This is a genomic window from Parabacteroides sp. B2-S-102, from assembly GCF_023656665.1.
GTDB classification, from domain to species: domain Bacteria; phylum Bacteroidota; class Bacteroidia; order Bacteroidales; family Tannerellaceae; genus Parabacteroides; species Parabacteroides distasonis.
Genome location: NZ_JAMOKM010000005.1, coordinates 19,054 through 44,598, shown reverse-complemented (window position 1 = coordinate 44,598; position 25,545 = coordinate 19,054). Strand labels below are relative to the sequence as shown.

At 45.6% G+C, this 25,545-nt stretch carries 23 protein-coding genes; 18 read left to right on the top strand and 5 right to left on the bottom strand.

The genetic code is table 11. The features are described from left to right. Nucleotides 1-91: 91 nt before the first annotated feature. The 8 genes from NBH07_RS08555 (at nt 92) to NBH07_RS08520 (ending at nt 9,215) form a co-directional block, all read left to right on the top strand. Nucleotides 92-3,349: a DUF2723 domain-containing protein gene (locus NBH07_RS08555; protein WP_156682749.1), complete on the top strand. Its 3,258-nt coding sequence runs from the start codon at nt 92-94 to the stop codon at nt 3,347-3,349. 6 nt (nt 3,350-3,355) lie between these two features. Next, nucleotides 3,356-3,967, top strand: coding sequence for a polysaccharide deacetylase family protein (locus NBH07_RS08550; RefSeq protein WP_005860262.1), 612 nt, complete (start codon nt 3,356-3,358; stop codon nt 3,965-3,967). Next, nucleotides 3,967-4,884 carry a tRNA epoxyqueuosine(34) reductase QueG gene (gene queG / locus NBH07_RS08545; RefSeq protein ID WP_005860261.1) on the top strand — a complete coding sequence of 306 codons (918 nt, stop codon included), beginning with the start codon at nt 3,967-3,969 and terminating at the stop codon, nt 4,882-4,884. The genes NBH07_RS08550 and queG overlap by 1 nt, the downstream gene beginning before the upstream one ends. A 6-nt stretch (nt 4,885-4,890) precedes the next feature. Continuing rightward, nucleotides 4,891-6,180: a S28 family serine protease gene (locus NBH07_RS08540; protein ID WP_009016756.1), complete on the top strand. Its 1,290-nt coding sequence runs from the start codon at nt 4,891-4,893 to the stop codon at nt 6,178-6,180. 158 nt (nt 6,181-6,338) lie between these two features. Beyond that, nucleotides 6,339-7,223, top strand: a complete 885-nt coding sequence (locus NBH07_RS08535; RefSeq protein WP_039848527.1) for a metal ABC transporter solute-binding protein, Zn/Mn family — start codon at nt 6,339-6,341, stop codon at nt 7,221-7,223. Next, nucleotides 7,207-7,968, top strand: coding sequence for a metal ABC transporter ATP-binding protein (locus NBH07_RS08530; protein ID WP_005860255.1), 762 nt, complete (start codon nt 7,207-7,209; stop codon nt 7,966-7,968). Before NBH07_RS08535 ends, NBH07_RS08530 begins: the two co-directional genes overlap by 17 nt. A gap of 27 nt (nt 7,969-7,995) precedes the next feature. Then, nucleotides 7,996-8,202 (top strand): hypothetical protein, encoded by a 207-nt coding sequence (locus tag NBH07_RS08525; RefSeq protein ID WP_005860253.1) that lies wholly within the window; start codon nt 7,996-7,998, stop codon nt 8,200-8,202. Between the two features lie 5 nt (nt 8,203-8,207). Continuing rightward, nucleotides 8,208-9,215, top strand: a complete 1,008-nt coding sequence (locus NBH07_RS08520) for an NAD-dependent epimerase/dehydratase family protein (protein WP_008778983.1) — start codon at nt 8,208-8,210, stop codon at nt 9,213-9,215. A 3-nt stretch (nt 9,216-9,218) separates the two neighbouring features. Here NBH07_RS08520 and NBH07_RS08515 read toward each other — a convergent pair whose 3' ends face one another. The 5 genes from NBH07_RS08515 to NBH07_RS08495 all read right to left on the bottom strand — a co-directional run bounded on the left by NBH07_RS08515 (nt 9,219) and on the right by NBH07_RS08495 (nt 13,407). Then, nucleotides 9,219-10,019: a head GIN domain-containing protein gene (locus NBH07_RS08515; protein ID WP_009016754.1), complete on the bottom strand. Its 801-nt coding sequence runs from the start codon at nt 10,017-10,019 to the stop codon at nt 9,219-9,221. A 20-nt stretch (nt 10,020-10,039) separates the two neighbouring features. Continuing rightward, a complete protein-coding gene (locus NBH07_RS08510) occupies nt 10,040-10,816 on the bottom strand; it encodes a head GIN domain-containing protein (RefSeq protein WP_009016753.1) in 777 nt (258 codons plus the stop codon). After that, on the bottom strand, nt 10,813-11,601 hold the full coding sequence (locus tag NBH07_RS08505) for a head GIN domain-containing protein (protein ID WP_009016752.1): 789 nt from the start codon (nt 11,599-11,601) through the stop codon (nt 10,813-10,815). Before NBH07_RS08505 ends, NBH07_RS08510 begins: the two co-directional genes overlap by 4 nt. A 151-nt stretch (nt 11,602-11,752) precedes the next feature. After that, entirely contained in the window at nt 11,753-12,577 is an 825-nt protein-coding gene (locus tag NBH07_RS08500; protein WP_005863610.1) for a head GIN domain-containing protein, read from the bottom strand. Nucleotides 12,578-12,597: 20 nt separating this feature from the next. Continuing rightward, complete coding sequence (locus NBH07_RS08495; RefSeq protein ID WP_009016751.1) at nt 12,598-13,407, bottom strand: head GIN domain-containing protein; 810 nt, start codon at nt 13,405-13,407, stop codon at nt 12,598-12,600. A gap of 112 nt (nt 13,408-13,519) precedes the next feature. Here NBH07_RS08495 and NBH07_RS08490 point away from each other — a divergent pair, with 112 nt between their 5' ends. The 10 genes from NBH07_RS08490 to NBH07_RS08445 all read left to right on the top strand — a co-directional run bounded on the left by NBH07_RS08490 (nt 13,520) and on the right by NBH07_RS08445 (nt 25,543). Next, nucleotides 13,520-13,999 (top strand): pyridoxamine 5'-phosphate oxidase family protein, encoded by a 480-nt coding sequence (locus tag NBH07_RS08490; protein WP_009016750.1) that lies wholly within the window; start codon nt 13,520-13,522, stop codon nt 13,997-13,999. A 13-nt stretch (nt 14,000-14,012) separates the two neighbouring features. Further along, entirely contained in the window at nt 14,013-15,221 is a 1,209-nt protein-coding gene (locus NBH07_RS08485) for a C45 family peptidase (RefSeq protein WP_039848526.1), read from the top strand. A 354-nt stretch (nt 15,222-15,575) separates the two neighbouring features. Beyond that, complete coding sequence (locus NBH07_RS08480) at nt 15,576-16,712, top strand: 6-bladed beta-propeller (RefSeq protein ID WP_005860235.1); 1,137 nt, start codon at nt 15,576-15,578, stop codon at nt 16,710-16,712. Continuing rightward, the gene (locus NBH07_RS08475; RefSeq protein ID WP_005860233.1) at nt 16,709-17,704 is read left to right on the top strand and encodes a hypothetical protein; all 996 of its coding nucleotides are present in this window, start codon (nt 16,709-16,711) and stop codon (nt 17,702-17,704) included. Before NBH07_RS08480 ends, NBH07_RS08475 begins: the two co-directional genes overlap by 4 nt. A 176-nt stretch (nt 17,705-17,880) precedes the next feature. After that, entirely contained in the window at nt 17,881-18,780 is a 900-nt protein-coding gene (locus tag NBH07_RS08470; RefSeq protein WP_005860231.1) for a serine O-acetyltransferase, read from the top strand. Between the two features lie 130 nt (nt 18,781-18,910). Beyond that, on the top strand, nt 18,911-20,461 hold the full coding sequence (locus tag NBH07_RS08465) for a THUMP domain-containing class I SAM-dependent RNA methyltransferase (RefSeq protein WP_005863595.1): 1,551 nt from the start codon (nt 18,911-18,913) through the stop codon (nt 20,459-20,461). Beyond that, the gene (locus NBH07_RS08460) at nt 20,442-22,643 is read left to right on the top strand and encodes a S9 family peptidase (protein ID WP_009016747.1); all 2,202 of its coding nucleotides are present in this window, start codon (nt 20,442-20,444) and stop codon (nt 22,641-22,643) included. Before NBH07_RS08465 ends, NBH07_RS08460 begins: the two co-directional genes overlap by 20 nt. A 35-nt stretch (nt 22,644-22,678) precedes the next feature. After that, nucleotides 22,679-23,950, top strand: coding sequence for a phosphoribosylamine--glycine ligase (purD, locus tag NBH07_RS08455; protein WP_005863591.1), 1,272 nt, complete (start codon nt 22,679-22,681; stop codon nt 23,948-23,950). Between the two features lie 142 nt (nt 23,951-24,092). Then, nucleotides 24,093-25,109, top strand: a complete 1,017-nt coding sequence (locus NBH07_RS08450) for a hypothetical protein (RefSeq protein ID WP_034526389.1) — start codon at nt 24,093-24,095, stop codon at nt 25,107-25,109. Beyond that, the gene (locus NBH07_RS08445) at nt 25,094-25,543 is read left to right on the top strand and encodes a YqaA family protein (RefSeq protein WP_005863579.1); all 450 of its coding nucleotides are present in this window, start codon (nt 25,094-25,096) and stop codon (nt 25,541-25,543) included. The genes NBH07_RS08450 and NBH07_RS08445 overlap by 16 nt, the downstream gene beginning before the upstream one ends. Nucleotides 25,544-25,545 lie beyond the last annotated feature (2 nt).

Here is a 25,545-nt window from a genome sequence, read left to right as displayed (position 1 = left end):
TTAGGTATTAAACGTAAATGATTACCTTTGCGGCCGACTGCCCGTGTGGGTATGCAAGTAGAAACAATTAATTATCACACTTATACAAAGTATGGGAAAGTACAAACTAATCAACAACGTGTTGGGGTGGGTCGTTTTTTTGATCGCTTCTACCGTTTATCTGATGACAATGGAACCCACCGCCAGTTTCTGGGATTGTGGTGAGTTTATCTCTTCGGCATACAAATTGGAAGTAGGCCATCCGCCCGGAGCTCCTTTCTTCATGTTAACAGCCAATTTATTTACGCAGTTCGCCTCGGACCCTTCCAAGGTGGCGGTAATGGTCAATACGATGTCCGCCCTCTTTAGCGGCCTGACGATCTTATTCCTTTTCTGGAGTATTACTCATTTGGCTCGTAAGATTATCGTGGAAGACGATAAAACGATGTCTCTGGGACAGATGATTACGATCATGGGTTGCGGTTTGGTAGGTTCTTTGGCTTATACGTTTAGCGATACATTCTGGTTTAGCGCCGTGGAGGGCGAGGTATATGCTTATTCTTCCTTGTTTACCGCCTTGGTATTCTGGTTGATCTTGAAATGGGAAGAAGCCGCCGATCGTCCGCATGCCGATCGTTGGATCGTGCTGATCGCTTATTTGATGGGTCTGAGTATCGGTGTCCATTTGCTGAACTTATTGTGTATCCCGGCTATCGTGTTGGTATATTATTATAAGAAATTCCCGAATCCTACGATGAAGGGTACGCTGATCGCTTTATTGGTGTCGTTCGCTATCGTGGGCTTGATGATGTATGGTGTCGTACAAGGCTTGGTTGAGGTTTGCGGTTATTTCGAGCTGTTGTTTGTCAATACGTTCGGTATGCCGTATAACTCGGGTGTATATGCGTTCGTGATTATCTTGGCGGCTTCCTTGATCTGGGCGATCTGGGAGACGATGCAAGACGAGATCCATCCGGTGCGGATGAAGATATCCTTTATCCTCTCGATCGTATTGTTGGGTATTCCGTTTATCGGTAGCGGTTACGTGATCGCCGTGATCCTTACGGCGGCCTTGACGGCTTATTTGTTCATGAGCAAGAAGGTAAATATCAAGATGCTGAATACGATCTTGGTCTGCTTGATGGTAATCGTAGTGGGTTATTCATCCTATGCCTTGACATTGATCCGTGCGACAGCCGATACGCCTATGAACCAAAACGCTCCGCAAGATATCTTTACCTTGCGTACTTATTTGGCTCGCGAGCAATACGGTAAGACTCCGTTGATCTACGGCCAGACCTATGTCTCTGAGGTGAAGCGTGAGAACCAAGGCGGTACTTGCGTACCTGTATCGAAAGAGGGTGAGCCGACTTGGAGCCGTGTCATTAAGAAAGATAAAAACGAGAAGGATCATTATTATATCTCTCGTTACGATACGGAATACGAATACGTGGATGAGTTGAGTATGCTTTTCCCCCGTATGTATAGTAGCGACGGACGTCATGTGGCTGCTTATAAGGAGTGGGCACAAGTGAAAGGTACACCGGTGAAGTTCAACCGTTGCGGTGAGATGGTGACGGTGATGAAACCTACATTTGCCGAGAATTTGCGTTATTTCTTCGCTTATCAGCTGAATTTCATGTACTGGCGTTATTTCATGTGGAACTTCTCCGGACGGCAGAACGATATACAAGGTAACGGTGAGGTCTCGAATGGTAACTGGATAACCGGTATTCCGTTTATTGATGAGGCTTTAGTGGGCCCGCAAGAGGATATGCCGTTCGATATTATCAACAATAAGGGGCATAACGTATATTATATGTTACCGCTTCTATTGGGTATCTTGGGGCTTCTATTCCAAGCTTATGCCGGAAAGAAGGGCATTCAGGGATTCTGGATCACGTTCTTCTTGTTCTTTATGACGGGTATCGCGATCGTGCTTTACTTGAACCAGACGCCGTATCAACCTCGTGAGCGAGACTATGCGTATGCCGGATCATTCTATGCGTTCTGTATATGGATCGGTTTCGGTGTGGCGGCCTTGGCGAAAGGATTGCAGAAGTATGGCAAGTTATCTCCGGTGATAGCGGGTTCTGTCGCTACGGTACTGTGCTTGTTGGTTCCTATCCAGATGGGTGCGCAGAACTGGGACGACCATGATCGCTCGAACCGTTATGTTTGCCGTGATTTTGGTGCGAACTATTTGGAATCTTGCGAGCCGAACGCTGTCATATTTACGAATGGTGATAATGACACGTTCCCGTTGTGGTACGCACAGGAGGTGGAAGGTATCCGTACGGATGTACGTGTATGTAATACGAGCTATTTGCAAACCGACTGGTATATCAACCAAATGAAGAAGCAAGCATACGAATCCGATCCGCTTCCAATCTCTTGGCAACCGGAGGATTATGTGCAAGGTACTCGTGATGCCGCTTATGTATTCCCGATGACGGATAAGTCGATCGATCTGAAGACCGCTCTTGATTTCGTTCGTAGCAACGATCCGAAGTTTAAGAAGATCCCGGGTATCAATCAAGAATTAGATTATATTCCTGCGCAGACATTGACGATGGGGGTAGATTCCGCCGCGGTTATGGCTGCCGGCGTGATCGATACCGCTAACTTGCCGTATTTGCAGAAAGAGATGAAGATTGACTTGAAAGGCAAGGATGTCTTGGGTAAGCAAGAGTTGATTATCTTGGATATGTTGCAGACGAATGACTGGAACCGTCCGATCTATTACGCGATTACCGTAAGCCCGGATCAGTTCGTGAAATTGGATCCGTACTTCCAGCAGACCGGTATGGCTTATCAGATCGTTCCGATGGAGACGCAGGGAACTGTTCGTTCGATCAATACGGAGAAGATGTATGACAACGTGATGAATAAGTTCAAATGGGGTGGTGTCAATACGCCGGGTGTGTACTTGGATGAGAATGTAATGCGGATGTGCAAGAGCTATCGTATCGCATTGTTCAGCAAGCTGGCTGCCGCTTTGGTTGCGGAAGGTAAGAAAGAGAAGGCACTGAACGTATTGGATAAGGCGATGGAAGTATTGCCTCCCGAGAATGTTCCGTTGGATTATAGCGCTCTTTCTTTAGGTGAGCTGTATTACGAGTTGGGCCAGAAGGAGAAGGCGGAGATGGTTTATAAAGGTATAGCGGACAATGCGTTGCGCAGTATAAACTGGTATTTCCGTTTGCGTCCGGGGCAATTATCATCTGTCGAGAGTGATTTAGGTCATAACTTGGCGGTTCTCCAAGAGGTATTGCGTGTGAGCAAACAATACAATCCGGAGTTCGCTAAGCCTTATCAAGAGGAATTTGATAATTACCGTATGGCGTACGGATCAGTGGCAAAAGACTAACAAAGTATGTTTATAGAACAACCGCCTTGGTTTTACAGGGCACTGTTCCCGGGGGTAACTTGGCGAATACCGGCAGAGAAGAAGTGTGTGTATCTCACCTTCGACGACGGCCCGATTCCCGAGGTTACCCCTTGGGTTTTAGATATATTGGATACGTATGGGATCAAGGCTACCTTTTTTATGGTAGGGGATAATGTACGTAAGCATCCCGAGGTCTTCCAGATGGTGATAGATCGTGGGCACCGTGTCGGTAACCATACGTTCAATCATATCCAAGGCATCAAGTTCTGGACGAAGAATTATTTGGCGAATGTGGAGAAGGCGGCCGAATATATTCCCAGCAATTTATTTCGGCCTCCTCATGGGCATATGCGTTTTCCGCAGGTAGTATGGCTTCGCCGCCATTATCATATCGTGATGTGGGATGTGGTCACCCGCGATTATAGCCCGCATATGACTCCGAATGGTGTCTTCAACGTGGTAAAGAACTATACCCGTAATGGTTCCGTTATCGTCTTCCACGATTCCTTGAAAGCCGAGCGTAATATGCGTGAGGCAATGCCCCGGGCTGTCGAATGGCTCTTAAAGGAAGGCTACGAGTTTAAAGTTTTTGAATAATGGGTATCTCCCAGTTTATAAAAGATAAAGCTATGGAATTAGGCTTCTCCGCTTGCGGTATCGCTGAAGTAGCGAAGGCCGGGAGCGAGGAGGCTTATTTTGACCAATGGATCGCGGAAGGCTACCATGCTGGAATGAAATACATGGAGAATCATCGGGAAATCCGTCTCAATCCGGATGGCTTGGTGGAAGGTGCCAAATCAGTTATCTCAGTAGCCTTGAATTATTATCCGAAAGTTCTCCGGAATCCGGCGGAACCTTATATCTCGTATTATGCGTACGGAGAAGATTATCACGGGGTCGTAAAGGATAAACTTCGCCAATTATGGAAAGCGATAACCGAGCATCATCCCTCCAACAATGAGGCCCGTGTATTCACGGACTCCGCCCCTCTGTTAGAGCGTTATTGGGCTTGGAAAGCCGGTTTGGGATGGATCGGAAAGAATACGAATCTAATCATCCCGGGCAAAGGCTCTTTCTTTTTCCTTGGGGAGATCGTGACAACTTTGGTAGTCGATACCTATGATTCCCCCAAAAAGAATCACTGCGGTTCCTGCATCCGCTGTTTGGACGCTTGTCCTACCGGAGCCTTGGAAGGGCCGAAACGTTTGAATGCCCGTAAATGTATCTCTTATCTTACGATTGAGCATCGTGGAGAAATCCCTGTTGAGCAAGCCGTCCTTTTAGGTAACCGTATCTATGGATGCGACACCTGCCAAGCCGTTTGTCCTTGGAACCGCTTCGCTATGCCTACGGCAGTAGCAGCCTTTCATCCCACCCCTTCTTTGCTCTCCCTTAAAAAAGACGACCTCAAGGCATTGAGCCGTGAGGATTATAATCGTATCTTTGCGCATTCGGCGGTGAAACGCGCCAAATATGAGGGATTATTACGAACAATACAATATCTAAAAGACTAAATTACCATGAGAAGAACATTTAACTTCTTGCTTCTTTTCTTCCTGTCGGTGATGACGGTAATGGCCGCTCCCGGAGATTTACAAGAGAAGCTTGCCGCTCTAAAAGGAATTAGTGGCATTGAAAAACTTCAATCCGATTATTATCCGGAGAAATATGTAGTACGTATTACTCAGCAGGTCGATCCGAAAGACCCCGCCGCCGGAACATTTACGCAACGGGTTATCGTAGGCCATGTAGGTTATGATCGTCCTACCATTATCGTGACCGAAGGATATGGAGCGGCTTATGCGCTCAATCCGAAATATCAAGAAGAACTATCTAAACTATTGAATGCGAACTTAGTATTCGTGGAGTACCGTTATTTCTTGGAGTCGACGCCGGAACCTAAAAACTGGGATTATCTGACCGCCGAGAACTCTGCGTACGATTTACATAACGTCCGCAATACATTCAAGCAGATCTATCCGGGAAAATGGATCAGTACCGGTATCAGTAAGGGGGGGCAGACTACAATGCTTTACCGTGCCTTTTTCCCGGACGACGTGGATTTCTCCGTTCCTTATGTCGGTCCGTTATGTAAAGGTGTAGAGGATGGCCGCCACGAACCTTTCTTACGTAAGGTAGGTACGAAAGCGGAACGCGAGAGGATACAGGATTTTCAATTGGAAGTCTTGAAGCGTAAGTCCGATATGCTTCCTTTATTGGAGAGCTATTGTAAGAATAAAAACCTGACATTCCGTATCCCGATGCCCGAGGTATTGGATTATTGCGTACTGGAATATTCATTCGCTCTTTGGCAGTGGGGAACTTCGGTAAGTACGATCCCTTCCAAGTCTGCCGACGATCAGGCGCTCTTCGATCATTTGATGGAAATCAGCGGTCCTGATTATTTCGCCGAGAACCAGCCGAATATCTCTTTCTTCGTACAAGCTGCCCGTGAGCTCGGTTATTATGGCTATGACGTAAAACCTTTCAAGAAATACCTTACGATCGATAGCGCCCATGGATACCTAAACCGTATCATGCTTCCCGAGGAACTGGTCGGTAAAGTAGACTTCCGTCCGGCTCTGTACCACAAGATCTATAACTTCTTGAAAGACAACGATCCGAAAATGATCTTCATCTATGGCGAGATCGACCCGTGGAGCGCGGCCATGGTTCCCGCTTTCAAAGGCAAGAAGAACGAGCAAATCTATATCCAGCCCCGAGGCAGCCATCGTGCCCGTATCGGCAATATGCCGGAGGATATGAAGGAGCGGATCCTTACACAGATGAATAAATGGCTGGCCGAGTAAAAATAGAGTAGCCTATTTTTTCCCTATAAAATCCCCGTATTATTACTTATCGGTTGTAATACGGGGATTTTGTCAGACTGCTTCCTGATAACTTTGAATCGTCTCCTTGCTGCCTTATTACCCGATATTCGTTACCTTTGCGAAAATATATATGTGGTATGAAAGAATTTAAGGTATTGATATCAGCTCTTTTCGTCTTGATACTTATGGCCTGCGGCGATAAGCGGGCAGATGAGAGGATCGTTTCCGTGACGATTGAGCCGCAACGGTATTTTGCGGAGAAGATAGCCGGAGATAAATTTAAGATTAATTGTGTGGTTCCGGCAGGGCAAAGTCCGGAGACGTATGATCCTACACCGCAGCAAATGGTGCAGGTGGGTAAAAGCCAAGGCTATTTAAGGATCGGATCGATCGGGTTCGAACAGGCTTGGATGGATAATATCCGGAATAATAATCCGGGACTCAAGGTTTTTGACCTGTCCGAAGGAATTGATTTACTTAAAAGCCCCGAGGAAGAAGAGGAACATGATCACCACCACCATCATCATCCCGGAGGCGTCGATCCGCATACGTGGAGCTCTATCTCTGGAGCGAAGGTGATCGCCAAGAACACTTTGGATGCCTTTGTGTCTTTGGACCCGGAGAATAAGGAATATTACCAAGCGAATTATGAACAACTGACGAAAGAAATCGGAGAGACGGAAAAGACCGTTTCCGGTTTGTTACATTCTCTTGACAATAAGACATTTATTATTTACCATCCGGCCCTGACCTATTTGGCTAACGAATATGACTTGACCCAGCTTTGCATCGAGATGGACGGAAAAGAACCGTCTCCCGCACAATTAAAGGAACTGGTCGAGACCGCACGGGAACATAATGCGAAAGTCGTGTTTATCCAGCGGGAGTTTGACCAGAAGAACGCCGAGTTGATCGCTAAAGAAACAGGTTGCCGTCTGATCCCGATCAATCCGCTGGATTACGATTGGAGTAAGGAAATGATTCATATCGCAAAATCGTTAGCCGATGGACAAGCTGATTGAGTTGAGAGAGGTTACCGCCGGATACGGTAATAAGATCGCCTTACGTAACGTAACGCTGGATGTGTGGAAAAATGATTTCTTGGGAATTATCGGACCGAATGGCGGCGGGAAAACGACGCTTTTAAAGGTGATACTAGGTCTATTGCCTCCTATTTCCGGAACGATTCGTTTTTACGATGAAAATGTAGAGGTTCCTTCCTTGAAGATCGGTTATCTACCCCAAATGAGCCAGATCGATAAGAAGTTTCCGATCTCGGTACGGGAAGTGATCTCTTCCGGTTTATCCGCGGAGAAACCTTTGTTCCGTCCATTCAATAGATCCCAGAGAGAGCGTGTAGACGAGGTGATCGTACAGATGGGATTGGAGGAGTTGGCGGGCAGGGCCATCGGTGAGCTTTCCGGCGGCCAGTTGCAGCGGGTCTTATTGGGGCGTTCTATTGTCTCCCGTCCGCAGGTATTGATCTTGGATGAGCCTAATTCGTATGTGGATAAACGATTCGAGTCTCGTTTTTATCAGCTCTTGGAAGATATCAATAAAGAGAGCGCTATCATCTTGGTTTCCCATGATATCGGTACGGTTTTGACGATGGTGAAAAATATCGCTTGCGTAAACGAGACTTTGCATTATCACCCGGGAGCGAATGTCTCTGAGGAATGGTTGGGCGAGAAATACGCTTGTCCGATCGAGTTGGTGGGGCATGGTGACTTGCCGCACCGAGTCTTGAAGAAACACCAACACGAATAATTCTTTTTCACGAATAACTCTATTTTTATGATACCACAAATCATTTGCTGGATAAGCTTGCCGGAGATCGGTTATATCGTAGGTATTGCCGTAATCCTGTTCGGATGTAAGGCCGTATCGCAAAACCCTTTCATCAGTAAGAAACAAAAGATTCTTTGGATGCTGACGATCCTGTTCTTGAATTGGATCGGGTTGTTGTGGTATTATTATACATTTTATATGAAAGAAAAATGAAGTATATGAAGATATTGATAACCGGAGCGAGTGGTTTTATCGGCGGTTTCTTGGTAGAGGAGGCGCTTCGCCGTGGCTATGAGACGTGGGCGGGTATCCGTGCGGGTAGCAGTAAAGCGCATCTGCAAGATAAGCGGATTCATTTCATCGACTTGAAATATGGCGATCAGGAAGCGCTTACGGCTCAACTCTCAGACTTTGCCCGTGAGCATGGGGCATGGGATTATGTGATCCATAACGCCGGGTTGACGAAGACATTGGATAAGCGAAACTTTTTCCGTGTGAACGCCGAGAATACGCATCGATTTATCGAGGCTTTAGCCGCCGCCGGCTGCAAACCGAAGAAATTCCTCTTGATGAGCAGCCTAAGCAGCTATGGGCGAGGCGACGAGAAGACTTTCCGCCCGATACGCTTGGACGATCCGCAGCGGCCGGACACGGCTTATGGCCAAAGTAAGCTAGAGGCGGAGAACTACATCCGTAAACAAACCTATTTTCCTTACGTGATCTTGCGGCCTACAGGAGTATACGGGCCGGGTGAGAAGGATTATTTCATGGAAATACAAAGCGTAAAGTCGGGACTCGATTTCGCCGTAGGCGCTATTCCCCAGCGAATCACGTTTATCTATGTAAAAGATTTAGCGACCGTGGCCTTCCTTTCCCTTGAGAAAGAGGAGATAGAGAACCGGCATTATTTTGTAGCCGACGGAGATGTCTACACGGATGAGTCTTTTGCCCGTATGATACAAGATATCTTAGGAAAGAAGCGGGTATTGCATGCCCGTATACCGCTGGGATTGGTGCGTATCGCTTGCCACTGTTCAGAATGGATCGGTAAGTTGTTGAAGAAAAGTATGACGCTAAATAGTGATAAATACATCATCTTGAAGCAGCGTAACTGGATTTGCGATGTCACGCCTCTTCAAGATGATTTAGGTTTTATCCCGGCCTATCCTTTACGTAAAGGCTTGGAAGAAAGTATCGAATGGTATAAAAAGGAGGGGTGGTTGTAAGAATCACTCCACCTTCTCGATCTTACCGGAGCCCATTACCTTTTTTTGGATATCTTGGGGATCTCCTTTGTATTTTACGGAACCGCTACCGGCTATCTCTGCCTTGATTTTGTTTACGACAAAGGCTTCTATGTCTCCACTACCGGCAATCTTGCACTCAAGCTCATCCATGGTACAATCGAAAGCACGTACTGTACCGCTACCGGCGATCGAGAATTCAGCTATGCCTACGGTTCCCCCTAGAACGATCGTGTTAGACCCGGCCATATCCCCGTTTAATTCCTCACAATACACTTTATGGCCAACGAAATCTCCGCTACCGGCGATCTCTATCTTTAGGTTTGTAAAAGAGGCCGTGTCGTGGAATTGGATAATCCCGCTACCGGCTAATCCTGCCTCGAACTCCTCGGCTTGTAGAGGGGAATTTATATTTACATGGGTACTGCCTGCCGCCGCTAGTTTCTTTAGATTGCGGGAGTTGGCCGTAACCATGAACTCGGTCGGACGGAAATTCGTATGTTTCCTGAATTCTTTTTTCGGACGGATCTTAAGCTTATGGTTCTCTACATTAAACTCATATTTCTCGAAGATATTCCGGTCTGTCTTTATTTCCAAACCTTCAGGAGCGTCGGATTGCGTGTAATTCACGACCATGCCTCCTCCCTCTAACTCAAGACAGTCATACTCGGAAACCGGGATGTTTTCCGTGGTGATATTGCCGTCTCCTTTTATGGTTTGTGTAGGGATACAGCTGCTTACTAGAAATAAGCCACATATAAGGAATAAAAGTGATATCTTTTTCATCTAATTGATTTTTGGGATGATTAATCTGCTTGTTTGATTTTTCCGACACCGGAGGCGGATTTCTGCGTATGCTCCGGATTGCCTTTATATTTAACGCTTCCCACACCAGAAGTGCTAGCGTCTAATTTCTGGGTAGCGTTCACTTCCATTCCTCCTACACCTGAAACTTCGCATTCCAGATCCTCAACGGGGCAATCGAACGCATATACGTGCCCTACACCCGATACGGAGTATTTGCCTTTCTTGATGTTTCCATTCAAGTAAATATTGCCGACTCCGGATATAGCTACCTTGAAAGTATCACAAGATAAATCAGCTAATTTCACGTCGCCTACGCCACTGATATAAAAAGACGTATTTGTCAGTTGTAGCGGTTGATCGGCGATAAAGTCGATGCTGCCACTGATCCCCGCTTCCTTCAGGTTCTTGGAACTTGTGTTCAATACCAGATGGGTCGGACAGATCTTCTTGCCGGATTTAGCCTTGATGATTAATTTGTGATCCTTATTCTCTATATCCAATAAGTCAAACAAATTCTCGTCCATGCTGATCTCCAACGAGGAGGCGCCATCTGTTTGGGTGTAATTACATATCGCACGGTTCTTCTTGTTGAACGGATTGATGCTTTTCGCCGATTCGATATTGGACCCTAGATGTATTTCCTCGAAATCATCTACTTGAATGGTGCGGGTAACAATATTCTTGTTCCCATTGATACCTTTTCGAGCATTCTTACTGATACAACCTGTCGTAGAAAAGATCACCAGCAGACATAGGTATATAATTCTTGTTTTCATTCTTTTACTTCTTCTACGGTACCTTTACCGATTATTCTCTGTTGAACTGCTGTCGGGCCTTTATAACGGATATTTCCTTTACCGACTACGTTGGCCTTTAAATTATCGGTAGCATGTACTTCCGCTAAGCCATTGCCTGTTACTTTGCAACTTAGCTGAGGAACCGCTAACCCAAAAGCGTGTATATCACCACTGCTGACGATACTGTAGTCTCCTTCTTTCGCATTACCTTTCTTGATCGTTATAGAGCCAGAGCCATCGATATCACATTCGATCTTGTCGGCTTCCAGATGATTGACAACCATATTTGCGTTACCGGATACATTCAAATCCAGTTTACCGACCGTAACTGTCTCTTTCAGTTGCACCAAGCTATTGGCGTTCGCCTTAATAACGGTCTCGTCTCCGGTAAGCGGACTGTTTACCATGAAGTTGGCATTTCCGGAAACTTTTGCGGCGGCAAGCCATTTAGAATTCGTCTTTACGATAAACTTCGTGAAATGATCTACCTTCGCTCCTTTGAAAGCGATGGTTAAGACACGATCCTTCACCTCGATATTGACATAGGGATGAAGATTCTGGTCTACGGTAACCTCCACGGTGGAAGGATCATCGGATTGCTCGTAATTGAAATCAATTACGCCATCCACCTTAATCTCGTTATAATCGGCGACAGAAATCTTTTTCGAGGTCAATTTACCATCGCCTTTTACATGATCTGCGGCCCAACCGGTAGTGACCCATCCTAGGAAAAATACCATTAATAAGATAGCCTTTGTTTTCATAAGTATCGTTTTTTATGATTCTACTTTTTAATTTAGACTCTATAAATAAAGAGTTGGTTACAAAAATAGCAAGAAAAAGCTACCGGATATCACATCTAGTAGCTTTTTTAAATTTGATAATGTGTGTATTAAAAAAAATGTGTGTGTTCGATCAATTTGCGCCTTGAATGGATCCAGAGCCGGACTTTGATTTATTCACGTTCGCCGGGCCTTTATAGCGGATGTCTCCACTGCCCGAAACCGATAGGTTCATGTTATCTTTGGCATAAACACGGGCATCTCCGCTACCGCTTACCGAGCAACTCAAATCATTGACAGATAAGTCGTATGCTTTTATATCTCCACTGCCCGATACGGAATAGCGGGCCTCGTCCGCCTTACCTTTCAAGGTGATGTCTCCGGAGCCTGAAACCTTGCTGGTAAGATTCTTGCAGTCCAAATCTTCAAAAACCAGATCGCCGGAGCCGGATACCGAGAACTCACCTAATCGTAATTTCACGTTATGTGGGAACTTTACGTCGCTGGAGCCGGAAATCTTGATTTCCAGTTGATCCTCGGAAAAAGCGTTCTGCGCCTCAAAATCCATCGGGCCGGAAGTCTTTAAGTATTTCAGAGTCTTCGAGCTTCCTTCGATTACATACTGGGTCGGTTTGATACGGGTCCCGTCTTGTATGCGGATAGCTAACCGTCCGTTATTGGATTTGATCGAGAGGAGTGGGAATAGATTCTCGTCGATCGTAATTTTCAAGGAAGCGCTTCGTCCATGCGTATATTTGAATACCGGGAATTTCTTGTTGCTTCTATTTCCCCAAAAATTATTGCCGGAATATTCGATATTTCCACCCAGTTCGATCTCGCTATAGTTATCTACCGATATCTCTTTCGTAATAATATTCCCATTACCTTCTACTTTACTAGCCTCTGCCATGAAGGCACAAAAGATGAGGGCTATTACCGCTACTAATTTTGTTTTCATCGTTCGTATGTATTAAATGTTTATTTGACTTTGTTGATCGAGCCGGAACCCATGATAGACTTACTGATCTCCGGATCTCCTTTGTAATGAATCTCACCACTACCTACGATATTGGCATCCAAGATTTGCGTGGCATATACGCTGATCTCGCCGCTGCTGGCGATATTACACTCTGCTTTACGTGCTTGGCAGTCAAAGGCTTTAATCTCACCACTTCCCGCTACATTGAATGAGGCACGATCTACGGTTCCTATTACCTCGATTTCCCCGCTGCTGGCGAGGCTGCAAGATAGGTTGTCCAGCTGTATATCCTTGGCGATGATATTTCCGCTACCGGCCATGTTACATTCAAGCTTGTAACCTTTTACGGGGCCTCTCAACTCAACGTTTCCACTACCGGCCATATTGATCTCCATCCGGTTTACTTTCGTCGGTTTGCTGATAATGAAACTGCCGGAACCTACCGTATTCAACTCTTTTAGTTCCTTGGAGTTGGATTTTATCTTGTAGACGGTCGGCCTCAAGTCGTAGGAGTTATTATTAAAACCTTTCTTGATAGATTTCGGATAGATCTTTAACGTACCGCCTTCTACTTCGGTCACGAGGTAATCAAATAAGTTCTCATCGATCGTTACGGATAGATAAGGCGCTTTATCCGACTGTTCATACTCGAAATCAGCGGAGCCAACGAACGTGATCTCGTCGTAATCGCTAATCTTTATCTCCCGGGTTTCCGGGTTCCCATTTCCATCGATACGTTTGTCGGCTGCGAATCCGCAAACCGCGATCATCTGTATGCAGAATATAAAAAGTGATACTCTCGTCTTCATCGTCTTTAATTTTTTAGGTTCTTTTCTTAATAGACGAGTGCGGGTTATAAAGGGTTGCAGAAACAGATGATTTTTTTAATTTTGCATCAAGTTAGATTTAAACATAAGGAATATGAAGACACTTATACACACGGACAAGGAACAGATCGAATCGATTATCCGCCAGAGCGATGTTTGCTTCGTTGGCATGGCGGATACAGATGGAACGCCTTATGTATTGCCGATGAATTTCGGTTATAAGGATGGCGTGATTTATTTACACTCGGCGCAGGATGGACGAAGCATCTCTATATTGGAACGTAATCTGAAAGTCTGTATTACGTTTAGTATTGACCATGCCTTGGTTTTCCAGCATCCGGAGGTAGCTTGTAGCTACCGTATGCGTTCGAAGAGCGTGATCGCTTGGGGAAAGGTCGCTTACGAAGAGGATTTCGACAAGAAGGTGGAAGCCTTGGATATTATCATGAAGCAATATTCCGATAAGACTTTCCGTTATAGCGATCCGGCGGTCCGTAACGTGAAGATTTGGACGGTAGATATAGACGAGGTCAGCTGTAAGGAATTTGGCGCTCCTCATAAGAAATCTTATTAAATCAATAAATGATATGAAAAAACTACTTCTTTTATTTGTTCTATGTCTTTGTTTTCCGGTGGTTGACAAGGCTTGTACCTCCATTATAATCACTGGAAAGGCTACTCCCGATGGCCGTCCGTTGATGTGGAAACACCGGGATACCGGCGCTCCGTATAACCATATCGGTTATTTTGACGAAGGTGGTTATCGTTTTCTGGGGCTGGTAAATAGCGATGATCCGGAGGGAGCCGTGTGGACCGGAAGCAATGAGACGGGCTTCTCTATCATGAATACGGCTTCTTATAACTTGAAAGACGATGATATAAAGGAGATGGATCAAGAGGGAAACTTGATGCGAAAAGCCTTGAGAGTCTGTAAGACGGTGCAGGATTTCGAGCATTTCTTGGATACCTTGCCTCGCCCGATGCGTGTGGAGGCTAATTTCGGAGTGATCGATGCTTATGGTGGTGCGGCTTATTATGAGGCGAATAATGAGCGATATTATAAGAAAGACGCGAATGATCCGAATCTGGCGCCGGAAGGTTACTTGATTTATACGAATTTCTCTTTCGAGGGGCGTACGGATGAAGGCAAAGGATATGTACGTTATGAGAATGCGAAAAAGATCTTTAAGGAAATGCGGAACGAAGGATTTACTCCTCAGCGTATCTTTCAGCAGGCTTCCCGCTCTTTTTATAATAGCTTGCTGGATATCGATTTGATGGACAAGGGACAAAGTCCGAACAATCGTACAGGCTGGTTTGTGGAGCAGGATTTCATCCCCCGTCTAGAAAGTACGGCTTCTATCGTAATCCAAGGCGTAAAATCCGGTATGAATCCGGAATTGACAACGATGTGGACTGCCTTGGGATATCCTCCTACCTCTGTCGCTATTCCTCTTTGGGTGAAAATGGGAAAGGAGCAAAGTGCTTTAGTTACTTACGACGCATCCTATAAAACAGCCCTATTAGATTGGTATTCCGTTCAATTACAGAAGAATGTCTACTCCATACATCGTGGCAACGGCCAAAAGTATTTGCATTGGCAACTGTTATGGAATGATGACCAATCTGGTTATATCCAACAGCTTCGTGCGGTAGAGAACCGGATTTTCGATTTATTCGACGCTCATAAGGCGGAGTGGGAACAAAATGGATTGGATACAAAGGAAATACAACGGCTGTATAAGGAAGTCGATAAGCTCGTAAATAAAGCCTTCTTGGGGCTTCAAAAATCATAACCATAAGGTGTTTTGTTGATAGTGAAAAATACAGTAAGTATTTAAAATATACGTATTGATAATATCTTTATAATCAGACTGATAAAAAGTTGATAATGTTTCCGGAAAAACACGTACGAGAATTTGTGAAAACACGTACGTGTTTTGGGAAACAGATAATGAGGTTTTAAATGCATTTGGAAAAATGTACAATAACTATGTGGAAAATAAGCACTGTATCCCTAAGAGATATACTTCATAGGCCAAGGAAGTAGTACTTCTCGTGAATTCCGATTGTGCGCTTAGGAAAACTTGTGCAGTTGGCGTATTTCAAAAAGTTACGTATATTAGTGGTCTGAATCTAATATGAAAAACATGAGAAAACTATATTATTTAGTGATGATAAGTCTGGCTTCCATTTTGATCGCATGCGAGAATCGATCGGAAGAGTGGGACGTGGTGGATTTCGGAAACGATTGTACGGTTGGCTTGCAGGAACATTTGGAATGCAGATTCATTCCTTTGGAGACGAAGGATAGCGTGCTGTTAAAAGATCTCTACCGGGTTTGCTGGGTGGACGATCGTATTTTTGTATTCGATAGAAGTGATGAGATAAATGCGCTTTTTGTATTCAGTGATCAAGGAAATTTTATTACTCGTGTAGGCTTGCGGGGACAAGGGCCGGAAGAGTATCTTTATCTAACTCACTTTTTCGTGGATGAGAAAGAGCGAATCTTGACATTGGTGGATTTTGGTGGGACGGCCTTATTGCGTTATGATCTGGATACCTATCAATATATATCCACGCAAGATGTAGCTGATTATTTTGTGGACTGCGCCCCTTTGGATAAGGAGAATTGGATTTGGTATTATCCTTTGGGATTTGCGACACCGCAAAGGGAAAACTTCTATCTGAAAGCCACGGACAGGAAAGGAGAGCAAGACGCATTGTTGGGACCGGCTTATTTCACGTCCGGCCATACGATCAATGGGAGCAAGACGTTGCATGCCTTTGCTGGGGATTGGTATGCGCATTTCCCCTTTACCCCCGAAGTGTGGAAAGTGAAGGACGGGATGTTGGAGCCTGCTTATAAAGTTCGCTTCGGAGATAAAAGTATGCCTCCTATCGAGTATGTCAAGGAGAAAGGGAGAGGCGGGAGAGATTTCTCTGGCGATCTGTTTCGCTCCGGCTATGTAAATTCTTTTGGGCTGCTGGAGACCGAACAGATCCTGCATGCGACCTATATGTGCGATAAGGTAACTTACTTCGGATTTTATGACAAGGATAGGAAAGAGGCATTCTCGTATGCGTTCCCCAACTTCATAAGGGCTACGGGGTTGACAGGCTTTTACGGTATTTGCGGAGTGTATAAAGATTATTTTATCGGGAAGATCAGTTCGACGGTGCTGTTGCGTAATCAGATACATTATGAGGATTTGAGACGGATAGCGGAGAATCGTACACAGGACGATAATCCGATCTTATGTTTATTTAAAATAGAAAGGTCATGAGAGTATTGTATGGGATTATTGTATTCTTCGCTTTGTTTCTTCTCGCTTGTTCCGATGCGGAAAGAGAAGAAAAACGGCTGGAGGGAAATTTGTTAATGAAAGGGGATTCTGGTGTATGCTATGATGGGATTGGTCTTACCGAGTCTTATTTGGTGTTGTTGGCTCGTGGGTGTGATACGATCATTCAAGTATTCGACAAAGATGATTTGTCGCACCTGCATGCGTTTGCGTTGAAAGGATATGGTGCCACTTATTTCTCTAATCCGGAGTTTATGAAGTCAAATACAAAAGAACCCGCCGGAAAGGATGAGTTCTGGATCGTGGATAACCAACTTACATTTAATAAGATGCAGGTGCTGGCGGATTCTTTGCGTTTTGATCGGAAATATATACTAATACCCGAACTTGTTCCCTCTACGCATTATAATGTCACCACGAAAGAAGTTTATGCGGTTCCGATCGTAGAGAAAAATGTTTATGGTCCTTTCTGCTATGCGAATCGGGAAGAGGGAATTTATTGGGTGGAGCCACCAAAAGTAGCAAGAACGTATCGTTCTTGTAAGCACGTCGCTTATTTGCCTAATCTTTGTGTGAATGAGCGGCAAAACAGTGTGGTTGCTGCCTTGCGTTTCTTCAACCAAATTGATTTTTACGATTTGAAGGGAACTTATCAAAGGAGCTTTACGTATGGGAAGGAGCCTATCGTGCCTTTACTGAAGAAGAATGATACCCAAGTGGATGTTCTTGGAACGACAAAATGCTTTATCGATATATTCGGTACGGATCAGTATGTATATTGCTTGTACGATGGTTCTGCGGATTTTTCGAATTTATCCACATTGCTGGTTCTTTCTTGGGACGGCCAATTAAAGAAACGATTGAATTTTGATCGTTCAATAAAGAGGATTGCCGTAGACCCTTCCGATCGTTTTCTGGTCGCCTTGGCTCTTGATGAAAGTGGAGCATTGGATGTGGTAAAGTATTCGATATGAAGATTATTTATTTGTAACTCTATCAGGCGGATGGGCGTAAGTTGATAAAGGTTGGCGTGGAATTTAGCGCTATAGAACGTAATATTAGTCGTTGGCTGTATTTTTGATGCCTCTTCGTGAAGGTGTTCTCAAATAAAATACTATTTTTGCGCATTATAAAGAATATTCCGCAAATAATGGATATACAGAGGCATAGTAGCGTATTGGGCGATACGGTGGAGAAGCTATCGGATGAGGCATCGTATAAACAATTGTTCCATGCGTACAGGGATGAGGAGGCGCTGCCCTCGGGCGAGGTGCTGAAAGAGATCATCGATCTATGCCGTGCGATCCTGTTCCCCGGTTATTATGGGAATGCCCGTATCAGTAAACAGACGATCCGTTTTCATACGGGCGTAAATGTTGAGACTCTTCATTCTTTATTATCCAAGCAGGTTTATGCGGGACTTTGTTTCGCGGATACATCTTGCGTGACTTGCCCGGAAGAAAAGATCTCCGCTGAGGCAGAGGCTATTTCGGAGGCTTTCATCTCTACGCTTCCGGAGATTCGCGGTCTGCTGGCTACGGATGTGGAGGCGACTTTCAATGGCGATCCCGCCGCTCAAAATCTAGGAGAGGTCATATTTTGTTATCCCGGTTTCCGGGCGATCGGTAATTACCGGATCGCCCATCAATTGTATAAGCTCGGGGTTCCTTATATTCCTCGTATGATTACGGAGATGGCACATTCCGAGACCGGTATCGATATCCATCCGGGCGCGAAGATCGGTCATCATTTCTCGATAGACCACGGGACGGGTACGGTGATCGGCGAGACGAGCGTGATCGGCAATTACGTCCGAATCTTTCAGGGCGTCAGCTTGGCGGGAGAGAAACTTCCCCCCGATGAGAACGGTAACGCTATCCGTGGCGTAGCCCGTCATCCTATCTTGGAAGATCATGTGACAGTATATTCTAATTCCACCTTAATTGGTAAAATCCGGATTGGCAGAGGGGCTACGATATGTGGTAACGTCTGGATAGCGGAGGATGTACCGGCAGGGAGTACGGTTACACAATTGAAAATTGAGAATTGAAAATTATCAAGAGGGTAGCCGGAAGGAGATCGAAGCATGTCAGAGAGCGAAATGAGAATAATTAATAATAAACAACGTAATACGCAATTGGGAATAATTTTCAATTCTCAATTCTCAATTTTCAATTAAAATGAGCGAGACATTTGAAATGGTGGCCAAAACCCTATACGGGTTGGAAGAGATCTTGGCCGAGGAGTTATTAGCTTTAGGTGCCAACGACTTGCAGATCGGTCGTCGTATGGTTTCCTTTACGGGTGATAAGGAATTGCTTTATAAAGCGAATTTCCACTGCCGTACTGCCCTGCGCATTCTGAAACCGATTTATCATTTCAAGGCCAAAGATGCTGATACCGTTTATAAAGAGGTGAAAAAGGTAGAGTGGGAGAAGTATTTGTCGCTGGACAAGACGTTCGCGATCGACTCGGTGATCTATTCCGAGGATTTCAATCACTCGAAGTTTGTCGCTTACCGTACGAAAGACGCTATCGTGGATTATTTCATCGAGAAGTTCAAGAAGCGTCCGTCCGTTCGTGTCAATAACCCGGACTTATATATCAATATCCATATTTCGCATAACGATTGTACCTTATCTATCGATAGCTCCGGCGAGTCTTTGCACAAGCGTGGTTATCGGGTGGATCAAACGGAAGCTCCGTTAAATGAGGTGTTGGCTGCCGGCATGATCCTAAAAACCGGTTGGAAAGGAGAATCTAATTTCGTAGATCCGATGTGTGGTTCCGGTACATTGTTGATCGAGGCTGCCATGATCGCCTTGAATATCGCTCCGGGTATCCATCGGAAAGAGTTCGCTTTCCAGAAATGGGTGGACTATGATGAGGAATTGTTCGATCGTATTTATAATGATGAGAGCGGGGAGCGTGAGTTCGCTTTCCATTGCTATGGCTCCGATATTTCCCAAGCCGCTATCGATATCGCCTTGGAGAATATCCGTAGCGCTGGCTTGATGAAATATATCGATCTGAAGGTGAAACCGTTCCAACAATATACAGAGGCTCCGAAGCCGGGTATATTGGTGACGAACCCACCTTATGGAGAGCGTATATCATCTCGTGATCTATTGGGATTGTATAATATGATCGGCGAGCGTTTGAAACACGTGTTCATGGGATATAAGGCTTGGATTTTGAGCTATAAAGATGAATGTTTCGATAAGATCGGCTTGCGCCCGAGCGAGAAGATCAAATTGATGAACGGTTCCTTGGAGTGCGAATACCGTTGCTATGAGTTATTTGAGGGAACTAATAAGGACTTCAAAAAGGCATTGAATGAGGATGGAGAGGAGCGTCCGCACAGATCGGAAGGCTCTTTCGAGCGTAGAGGCAATGATCGTCCAAACTTCCGTACGGGTCGTGTGGATCGTCCGGAGCGTCGTTTCGCCGCTGCCCATAGCGAGGATGATGAGGAGCGTTTCGCTTCCATTCCGGGGAAACGTATCTTTGGAGAGGATCGGGGAGAGGACCGTCCGGTCCGCAAGAAATTCGTGGATGCCCCGGTTCGTAAGCCGATCAAGCCAAAAGGAGAACGTCCTGTGAAAATGCGTTATCGGGATGAGGATGACCGTAAGAAAGGGTTTGGCGATCATAAGCGGGATGGAAAGCGCCCATTTAGCAAACCTATAAAGCCTATAAAACGGAGAGGGTATGATGATTATGAGGATTAAATCATCTTTATTCATAAGCCTATGTCTGATTTTATTAACGATGTCGATTACCGCCCAAGATAAGCAACTCTCCTTGCACGACTTGATTCCTGGAGGGAAGACGTATAGCCGCTTCGTACCTCGTGACTTGAAACAGTTACGATGGTGCGGGGACGAGTACTTATATGTTAAGGGAGATAGCGTGTTAGGAGCTAAGCCGGGGAAAAAAGAAGAGGTCCTTTTTTCGTTGGAAAGACTGAATGGGGCCTTGACGGCGGCAAATCTGCAGACGGTTGGTTCCTTGCCTAGCTTTTTGGTACCCTATGAAAGTGGTTCGGTCTTGGCTTTTACTAGCAAACAGCACCGGATTCATTATGACTATAAGAAGAATAAGGTAGTCGCTGATTATGCTTTGAAGAATAACTGGGCGAATTATGACTTTTGCCCGGCTACGAATAACTTAGCTTTTACGGAGGGAAACAATGTGCATATTTTATCCCCGGATGGACGAAATACGATTGTTACACGTGAAACACAGGATGGAATCGTATGCGGACAGGCTGTCCATCAACGGGAGTTCGGGATTACGAAAGGTATGTTTTGGTCTCCTAAAGGCTCGGCTCTAGCGTTTTATCGTATGGATGAGCGTATGGTGACCGCTTACCCGCTGGTGAATATCGATACTCGTTGCGCTACGCCGGTTCCTCATAAATATCCGATGGCTGGAATGAAGAGCCATGAGGTTACGGTGGGTGTCTATCAGGTAGCTACCGGGCAGACGGTTTGGTTGGAGACAGGCTTGCCGAAAGAGAAATATTTAACAAATATCGCTTGGAGTCCGGATGAGAAGAGTATTTATATCGCTGAGTTGAATCGTGAGCAGAACGAGATGCATTTGGTGCGGTACTCTGCCTTGACGGGAAAGAAAGAGGCTGATCTGTTTACCGAGACGGATCGTTGTTATGTGGAGCCGCAGCATCCCGTGCTTTTCTTGCCGAACGATCCGGATAAGTTTATCTGGCAGAGTGAGGCGGATGGCTATAACCATCTATATCTGTATGATACGACTGGAAAGGAATTAAGGAAGCTAACCGGTGGGGAATGGGTGGTTACCAAGGTGCTAGGCTTTAGCAAAGACGGAAATAAGGTGATTTTCGAGGGAACGGCACCTCATCCCGTATCTCCGAATATGCAAGGAACGGGGATGCAACGTTATATTTGGGAGACGGATTTGAGAACGGGTGATATCATGAATTGCTTGAGTTGGAAAGTGGGCGTGCACCGTTGGTTGCTGAGTCCCTCCGGCGAATATGCGATTGATTATGTAAGTTCTCCTTCTACCCCGAGGGATATCGATTTAATCCGTGTAAAGGACGCTAAAGTGATTTCTACCTTACTTTCCGCTCCGGATCCCTTTAAATTGTATCGGATGCCGCAGATCAAGGTTGGACATATCCTTGCCGCCGATGGTAAGACTCGCTTGAATTACCGGTTGACTTTACCGCCGGATTTGGATGAGACGAAGAAGTATCCTACGATTGTCTATGTATATGGAGGCCCTAAAGTACAGCTTGTTACGGGCGACTGGCAAAACGGGGCTCGTGGTTGGGACCTCTATATGGCACAGAGAGGTTATGTGATGTTTACCGTGGATAGCCGCGGCTCGGCAAATCGTGGACATGCTTTTGAGAGCGTGATTCATCGTAATTTGGGTATCAATGAGATGGCGGACCAAGTGAAGGGTGTCGAGTTCCTGAAATCTTTGTCTTATGTGGATGCCGACCGTATCGGGGTACATGGCTGGAGTTATGGCGGTTTTATGACAACGAACTTGATGCTGACTTATCCGGAGATCTTTAAGGTGGGCGTGGCCGGAGGGCCGGTTATCGACTGGAGCAATTACGAGATTATGTATGGCGAGCGTTATATGGATCGCCCGCAGGATAATCCGGAAGGTTATAAGAACGCGAACCTGAAACTGAAGGCCGGTAATCTGAAAGGCCATCTGTTGATGATACATGGGGATATCGATCCGGTGGTAGTGTGGCAACACAGCCTTGGTTTCTTAAAGGCTTGCGTAGAGGCTGATACGTATCCGGATTACTTTGTGTATCCTCGCCATGAGCATAATGTGACCGGTAAGGACCGTCCGCATTTGCATGAGAAGATTACGAGGTATTTCGATGACTACCTTGGGTATTGAAAATGGAGAATTGAGAATTGAAAATTAGAAGAGATATGAATATATTGTTATTAGGCTCTGGTGGGCGTGAGCATGCGATCGCTTGGAAGATCGCTCAAAGCCCGAAAGTTGATAAGTTATTTATCGCTCCCGGTAATGCGGGAACAGCGTTGGTAGGAACCAACGTGGATATTAAAGCGGATGATTTTGCCGCTATCAAGGATTTTGCGTTGGCGAACCAAGTGAATATGGTCGTGGTAGGTCCCGAGGATCCATTGGTGAAGGGTGTTTATGATTATTTCAAGAAGGATGAGGCATTAAGCTCCATCCCCGTGATCGGCCCGAGTGGGGAAGGTGCCCAATTGGAAGGTAGCAAGGATTTCGCCAAGGCGTTTATGATGCGTCATCATATCCCGACCGCTCGTTATAAGAGTATTTCCACTGAAAACTTAGAGGAAGGCTATGCGTTCTTGGAATCTCTTTCCGCTCCTTATGTATTGAAAGCGGATGGATTGGCTGCCGGTAAAGGGGTACTGATTATCGATAACTTGGAGGAAGCCAAGAAAGAGTTGGGAGATATGCTGGGCGGAATGTTTGGCGACGCGAGCAAGACGGTCGTGATCGAGGAGTTCTTGGATGGTATCGAATGCTCCGTATTCGTCTTGACGGATGGCAACGATTACAAGGTGCTTCCGGTAGCGAAAGATTATAAGCGTATCGGCGAGGGCAATACGGGTTTAAACACAGGTGGAATGGGAGCTGTTTCCCCGGTTCCTTTCGCTGATGAGGTCTTTATGGCGAAGGTGGACGAGCGTATTATCCGTCCTACCGTAGAGGGATTGAAAGCGGAGCATATCGATTATAAAGGTTTCATCTTCTTGGGTCTGATCAATGTGAAGAATGAGCCGATGGTGATAGAATACAATTGTCGTATGGGCGATCCGGAGACAGAGGTAGTCATGCTTCGTATCCAAAGCGATTTGGTTGATTTGCTGGAAGGGGTAGCGGAAGGCGATTTAGCGGCTCGTACATTGGTACAGGACCCTCGTGCGGCGGTTACGGTTATGTTGGTAAGCGGCGGTTACCCGGAGGCTTACGAGAAGAATAAGGTAATCACGGGATTGGATGGCGTATCCTCGAACAATATAGTGTTCCATGCCGGAACGAAGCTGGTAGACGGCCAGATCCTGACGAATGGCGGCCGTGTGATCGCGGTCAGTTCGTATGGGGCTACTAAGGAAGAGGCTTTGGCCCAATCTTTCGCCGGAGCTAAGCAGATCGATTTCGATAAGAAGTATTTCCGTCGGGATATCGGGTTTGATTTATAATTGCGTTTATCGAGAACGCCGGTCGGCATTTGCAGTGAACGTCAGTCGGCGTTTACGGTGAGTACCGGTCGGCGTTCACTACGAACGTCGCTCCGGTGCTTGCACTAACGCAGGTACCGTATTTTCACACTAAGATAAGATTATGGCAAGAGGAACAACTTCATATTACGGACGTAGATATACTATAGCGACACCTATGACCCATTTGTACATGCTTTGCGCTTGTATTTTTTGTTGGATCGTGGGGTATGTGGATTCGGTAGGCTATCCCGTGTATGGAGAGGTGACGGCTCCTCCTTTATGGAATGCCCTCTGTCTGGTTCTTCCGGGTAAGTTGTTTACCTATTTGATCGGTTTTTTGCTGATGGCCGGTGGTGCGTTTCTGGTGCATCGGGTAAACTATGCGTTGATGTTGATTCGTGAGAAGACATTGCTTCCCTTTCTCTTCTATGCCTTGTTGACAAGTACAAACCCGGATTTCTTTCCCTTGAAATCAACATCTGTCGGGGTGTTTTGTTTGATATTGGCCCTTTATCAGTTATTTACCTCTTATCATGACCCGGACGCTACGGATAAGGCTTATAACGCATCCTTGATTATCAGTATCGGAAGTCTGTTGTGGATACACATCCTTTGGTTCTTGCCGCTGTTTTGGTTGGGAATGTATAATTTCAGGACATTGAATATCCGGACATTTGTCGCTTCCTTGTTCGGAATCTTGACGGTTTATTGGTTTGTTTTCGGATGGTGTGTCTGGGAACGGGATTTCACGGCATTTACCATACCTTTCACCTCCTTATTCAAGATCCGTTTCCTTGCGGTACTAGGGACGGGAATTATAGATTGGATACAGATCGTTTTAGTGGCGGGATTAACGATCATTGCCTCATTAAATATCGTTACACATGAGTATGAGGATAATTTGCGTACTCGTCAGTTTCTTTCTTTTCTGATTGTCATGGCCATTTGGTCGTTTGGATTGTTCTTTATCTATGAGCAATCGTCCGAGGAATTTCTGGAAATGGCCTGTGTACCGGCGTCTATCCTGATCGCCCATTTCTTTACGGTGAACCGGGGGAAATATATCTTTTGGCTGTTCCATCTCTCGGTAGCTATGTTTATCGCATTATTAATGATACGTATATGGAATTTCTTATAGCCTACGGGTATATCGGGGTGTTTATCGCCTCTTTCTTAGCGGCCACGATCTTACCGTTTAGCAGCGAGGTCGTATTGACGGGTGTATTATTGGCGGGTTCGGCATATTGGCCTTGCATGATCGCTGCTACGCTTGGTAATTTCTTAGGTGGAATGAGTTGCTATTGGTTGGGGATGTTGGGAAAGGTGGAGTGGATCGAGAAATACCTGAAACTCGATCCGGTGAAACTACAGAAGGTGCAGGATTGGATCAAGGGAAAAGGCTCTTGGATGGGCTTCTTTGTTTTCCTTCCCGGTATCGGTGATTTTATCGCTGTCGCTCTAGGTTTCTTGCGGGCTAATATATGGGTCGTGGCGATCTCCATGTTCTTAGGAAAAGCGATCCGTTATTGGGTTTGGATGGAGTTTGTTTATAAGGTACAGTCCATGTTTTGATA

What these genes read in the sequence shown, in the direction of transcription:
- NBH07_RS08555 (WP_156682749.1), top strand. Translation starts at nt 92, where the DNA reads ATGGGAAAGTACAAACTAATCAACAACGTGTTGGGGTGGGTCGTTTTT.
- NBH07_RS08550 (WP_005860262.1), top strand. Translation starts at nt 3,356, where the DNA reads ATGTTTATAGAACAACCGCCTTGGTTTTACAGGGCACTGTTCCCGGGG.
- queG (WP_005860261.1), top strand. Translation starts at nt 3,967, where the DNA reads ATGGGTATCTCCCAGTTTATAAAAGATAAAGCTATGGAATTAGGCTTC.
- NBH07_RS08540 (WP_009016756.1), top strand. Translation starts at nt 4,891, where the DNA reads ATGAGAAGAACATTTAACTTCTTGCTTCTTTTCTTCCTGTCGGTGATG.
- NBH07_RS08535 (WP_039848527.1), top strand. Translation starts at nt 6,339, where the DNA reads ATGAAAGAATTTAAGGTATTGATATCAGCTCTTTTCGTCTTGATACTT.
- NBH07_RS08530 (WP_005860255.1), top strand. Translation starts at nt 7,207, where the DNA reads ATGGACAAGCTGATTGAGTTGAGAGAGGTTACCGCCGGATACGGTAAT.
- NBH07_RS08525 (WP_005860253.1), top strand. Translation starts at nt 7,996, where the DNA reads ATGATACCACAAATCATTTGCTGGATAAGCTTGCCGGAGATCGGTTAT.
- NBH07_RS08520 (WP_008778983.1), top strand. Translation starts at nt 8,208, where the DNA reads ATGAAGATATTGATAACCGGAGCGAGTGGTTTTATCGGCGGTTTCTTG.
- NBH07_RS08515 (WP_009016754.1), bottom strand. Translation starts at nt 10,019, where the DNA reads ATGAAAAAGATATCACTTTTATTCCTTATATGTGGCTTATTTCTAGTA.
- NBH07_RS08510 (WP_009016753.1), bottom strand. Translation starts at nt 10,816, where the DNA reads ATGAAAACAAGAATTATATACCTATGTCTGCTGGTGATCTTTTCTACG.
- NBH07_RS08505 (WP_009016752.1), bottom strand. Translation starts at nt 11,601, where the DNA reads ATGAAAACAAAGGCTATCTTATTAATGGTATTTTTCCTAGGATGGGTC.
- NBH07_RS08500 (WP_005863610.1), bottom strand. Translation starts at nt 12,577, where the DNA reads ATGAAAACAAAATTAGTAGCGGTAATAGCCCTCATCTTTTGTGCCTTC.
- NBH07_RS08495 (WP_009016751.1), bottom strand. Translation starts at nt 13,407, where the DNA reads ATGAAGACGAGAGTATCACTTTTTATATTCTGCATACAGATGATCGCG.
- NBH07_RS08490 (WP_009016750.1), top strand. Translation starts at nt 13,520, where the DNA reads ATGAAGACACTTATACACACGGACAAGGAACAGATCGAATCGATTATC.
- NBH07_RS08485 (WP_039848526.1), top strand. Translation starts at nt 14,013, where the DNA reads ATGAAAAAACTACTTCTTTTATTTGTTCTATGTCTTTGTTTTCCGGTG.
- NBH07_RS08480 (WP_005860235.1), top strand. Translation starts at nt 15,576, where the DNA reads ATGAGAAAACTATATTATTTAGTGATGATAAGTCTGGCTTCCATTTTG.
- NBH07_RS08475 (WP_005860233.1), top strand. Translation starts at nt 16,709, where the DNA reads ATGAGAGTATTGTATGGGATTATTGTATTCTTCGCTTTGTTTCTTCTC.
- NBH07_RS08470 (WP_005860231.1), top strand. Translation starts at nt 17,881, where the DNA reads ATGGATATACAGAGGCATAGTAGCGTATTGGGCGATACGGTGGAGAAG.
- NBH07_RS08465 (WP_005863595.1), top strand. Translation starts at nt 18,911, where the DNA reads ATGAGCGAGACATTTGAAATGGTGGCCAAAACCCTATACGGGTTGGAA.
- NBH07_RS08460 (WP_009016747.1), top strand. Translation starts at nt 20,442, where the DNA reads ATGATGATTATGAGGATTAAATCATCTTTATTCATAAGCCTATGTCTG.
- purD (WP_005863591.1), top strand. Translation starts at nt 22,679, where the DNA reads ATGAATATATTGTTATTAGGCTCTGGTGGGCGTGAGCATGCGATCGCT.
- NBH07_RS08450 (WP_034526389.1), top strand. Translation starts at nt 24,093, where the DNA reads ATGGCAAGAGGAACAACTTCATATTACGGACGTAGATATACTATAGCG.
- NBH07_RS08445 (WP_005863579.1), top strand. Translation starts at nt 25,094, where the DNA reads ATGGAATTTCTTATAGCCTACGGGTATATCGGGGTGTTTATCGCCTCT.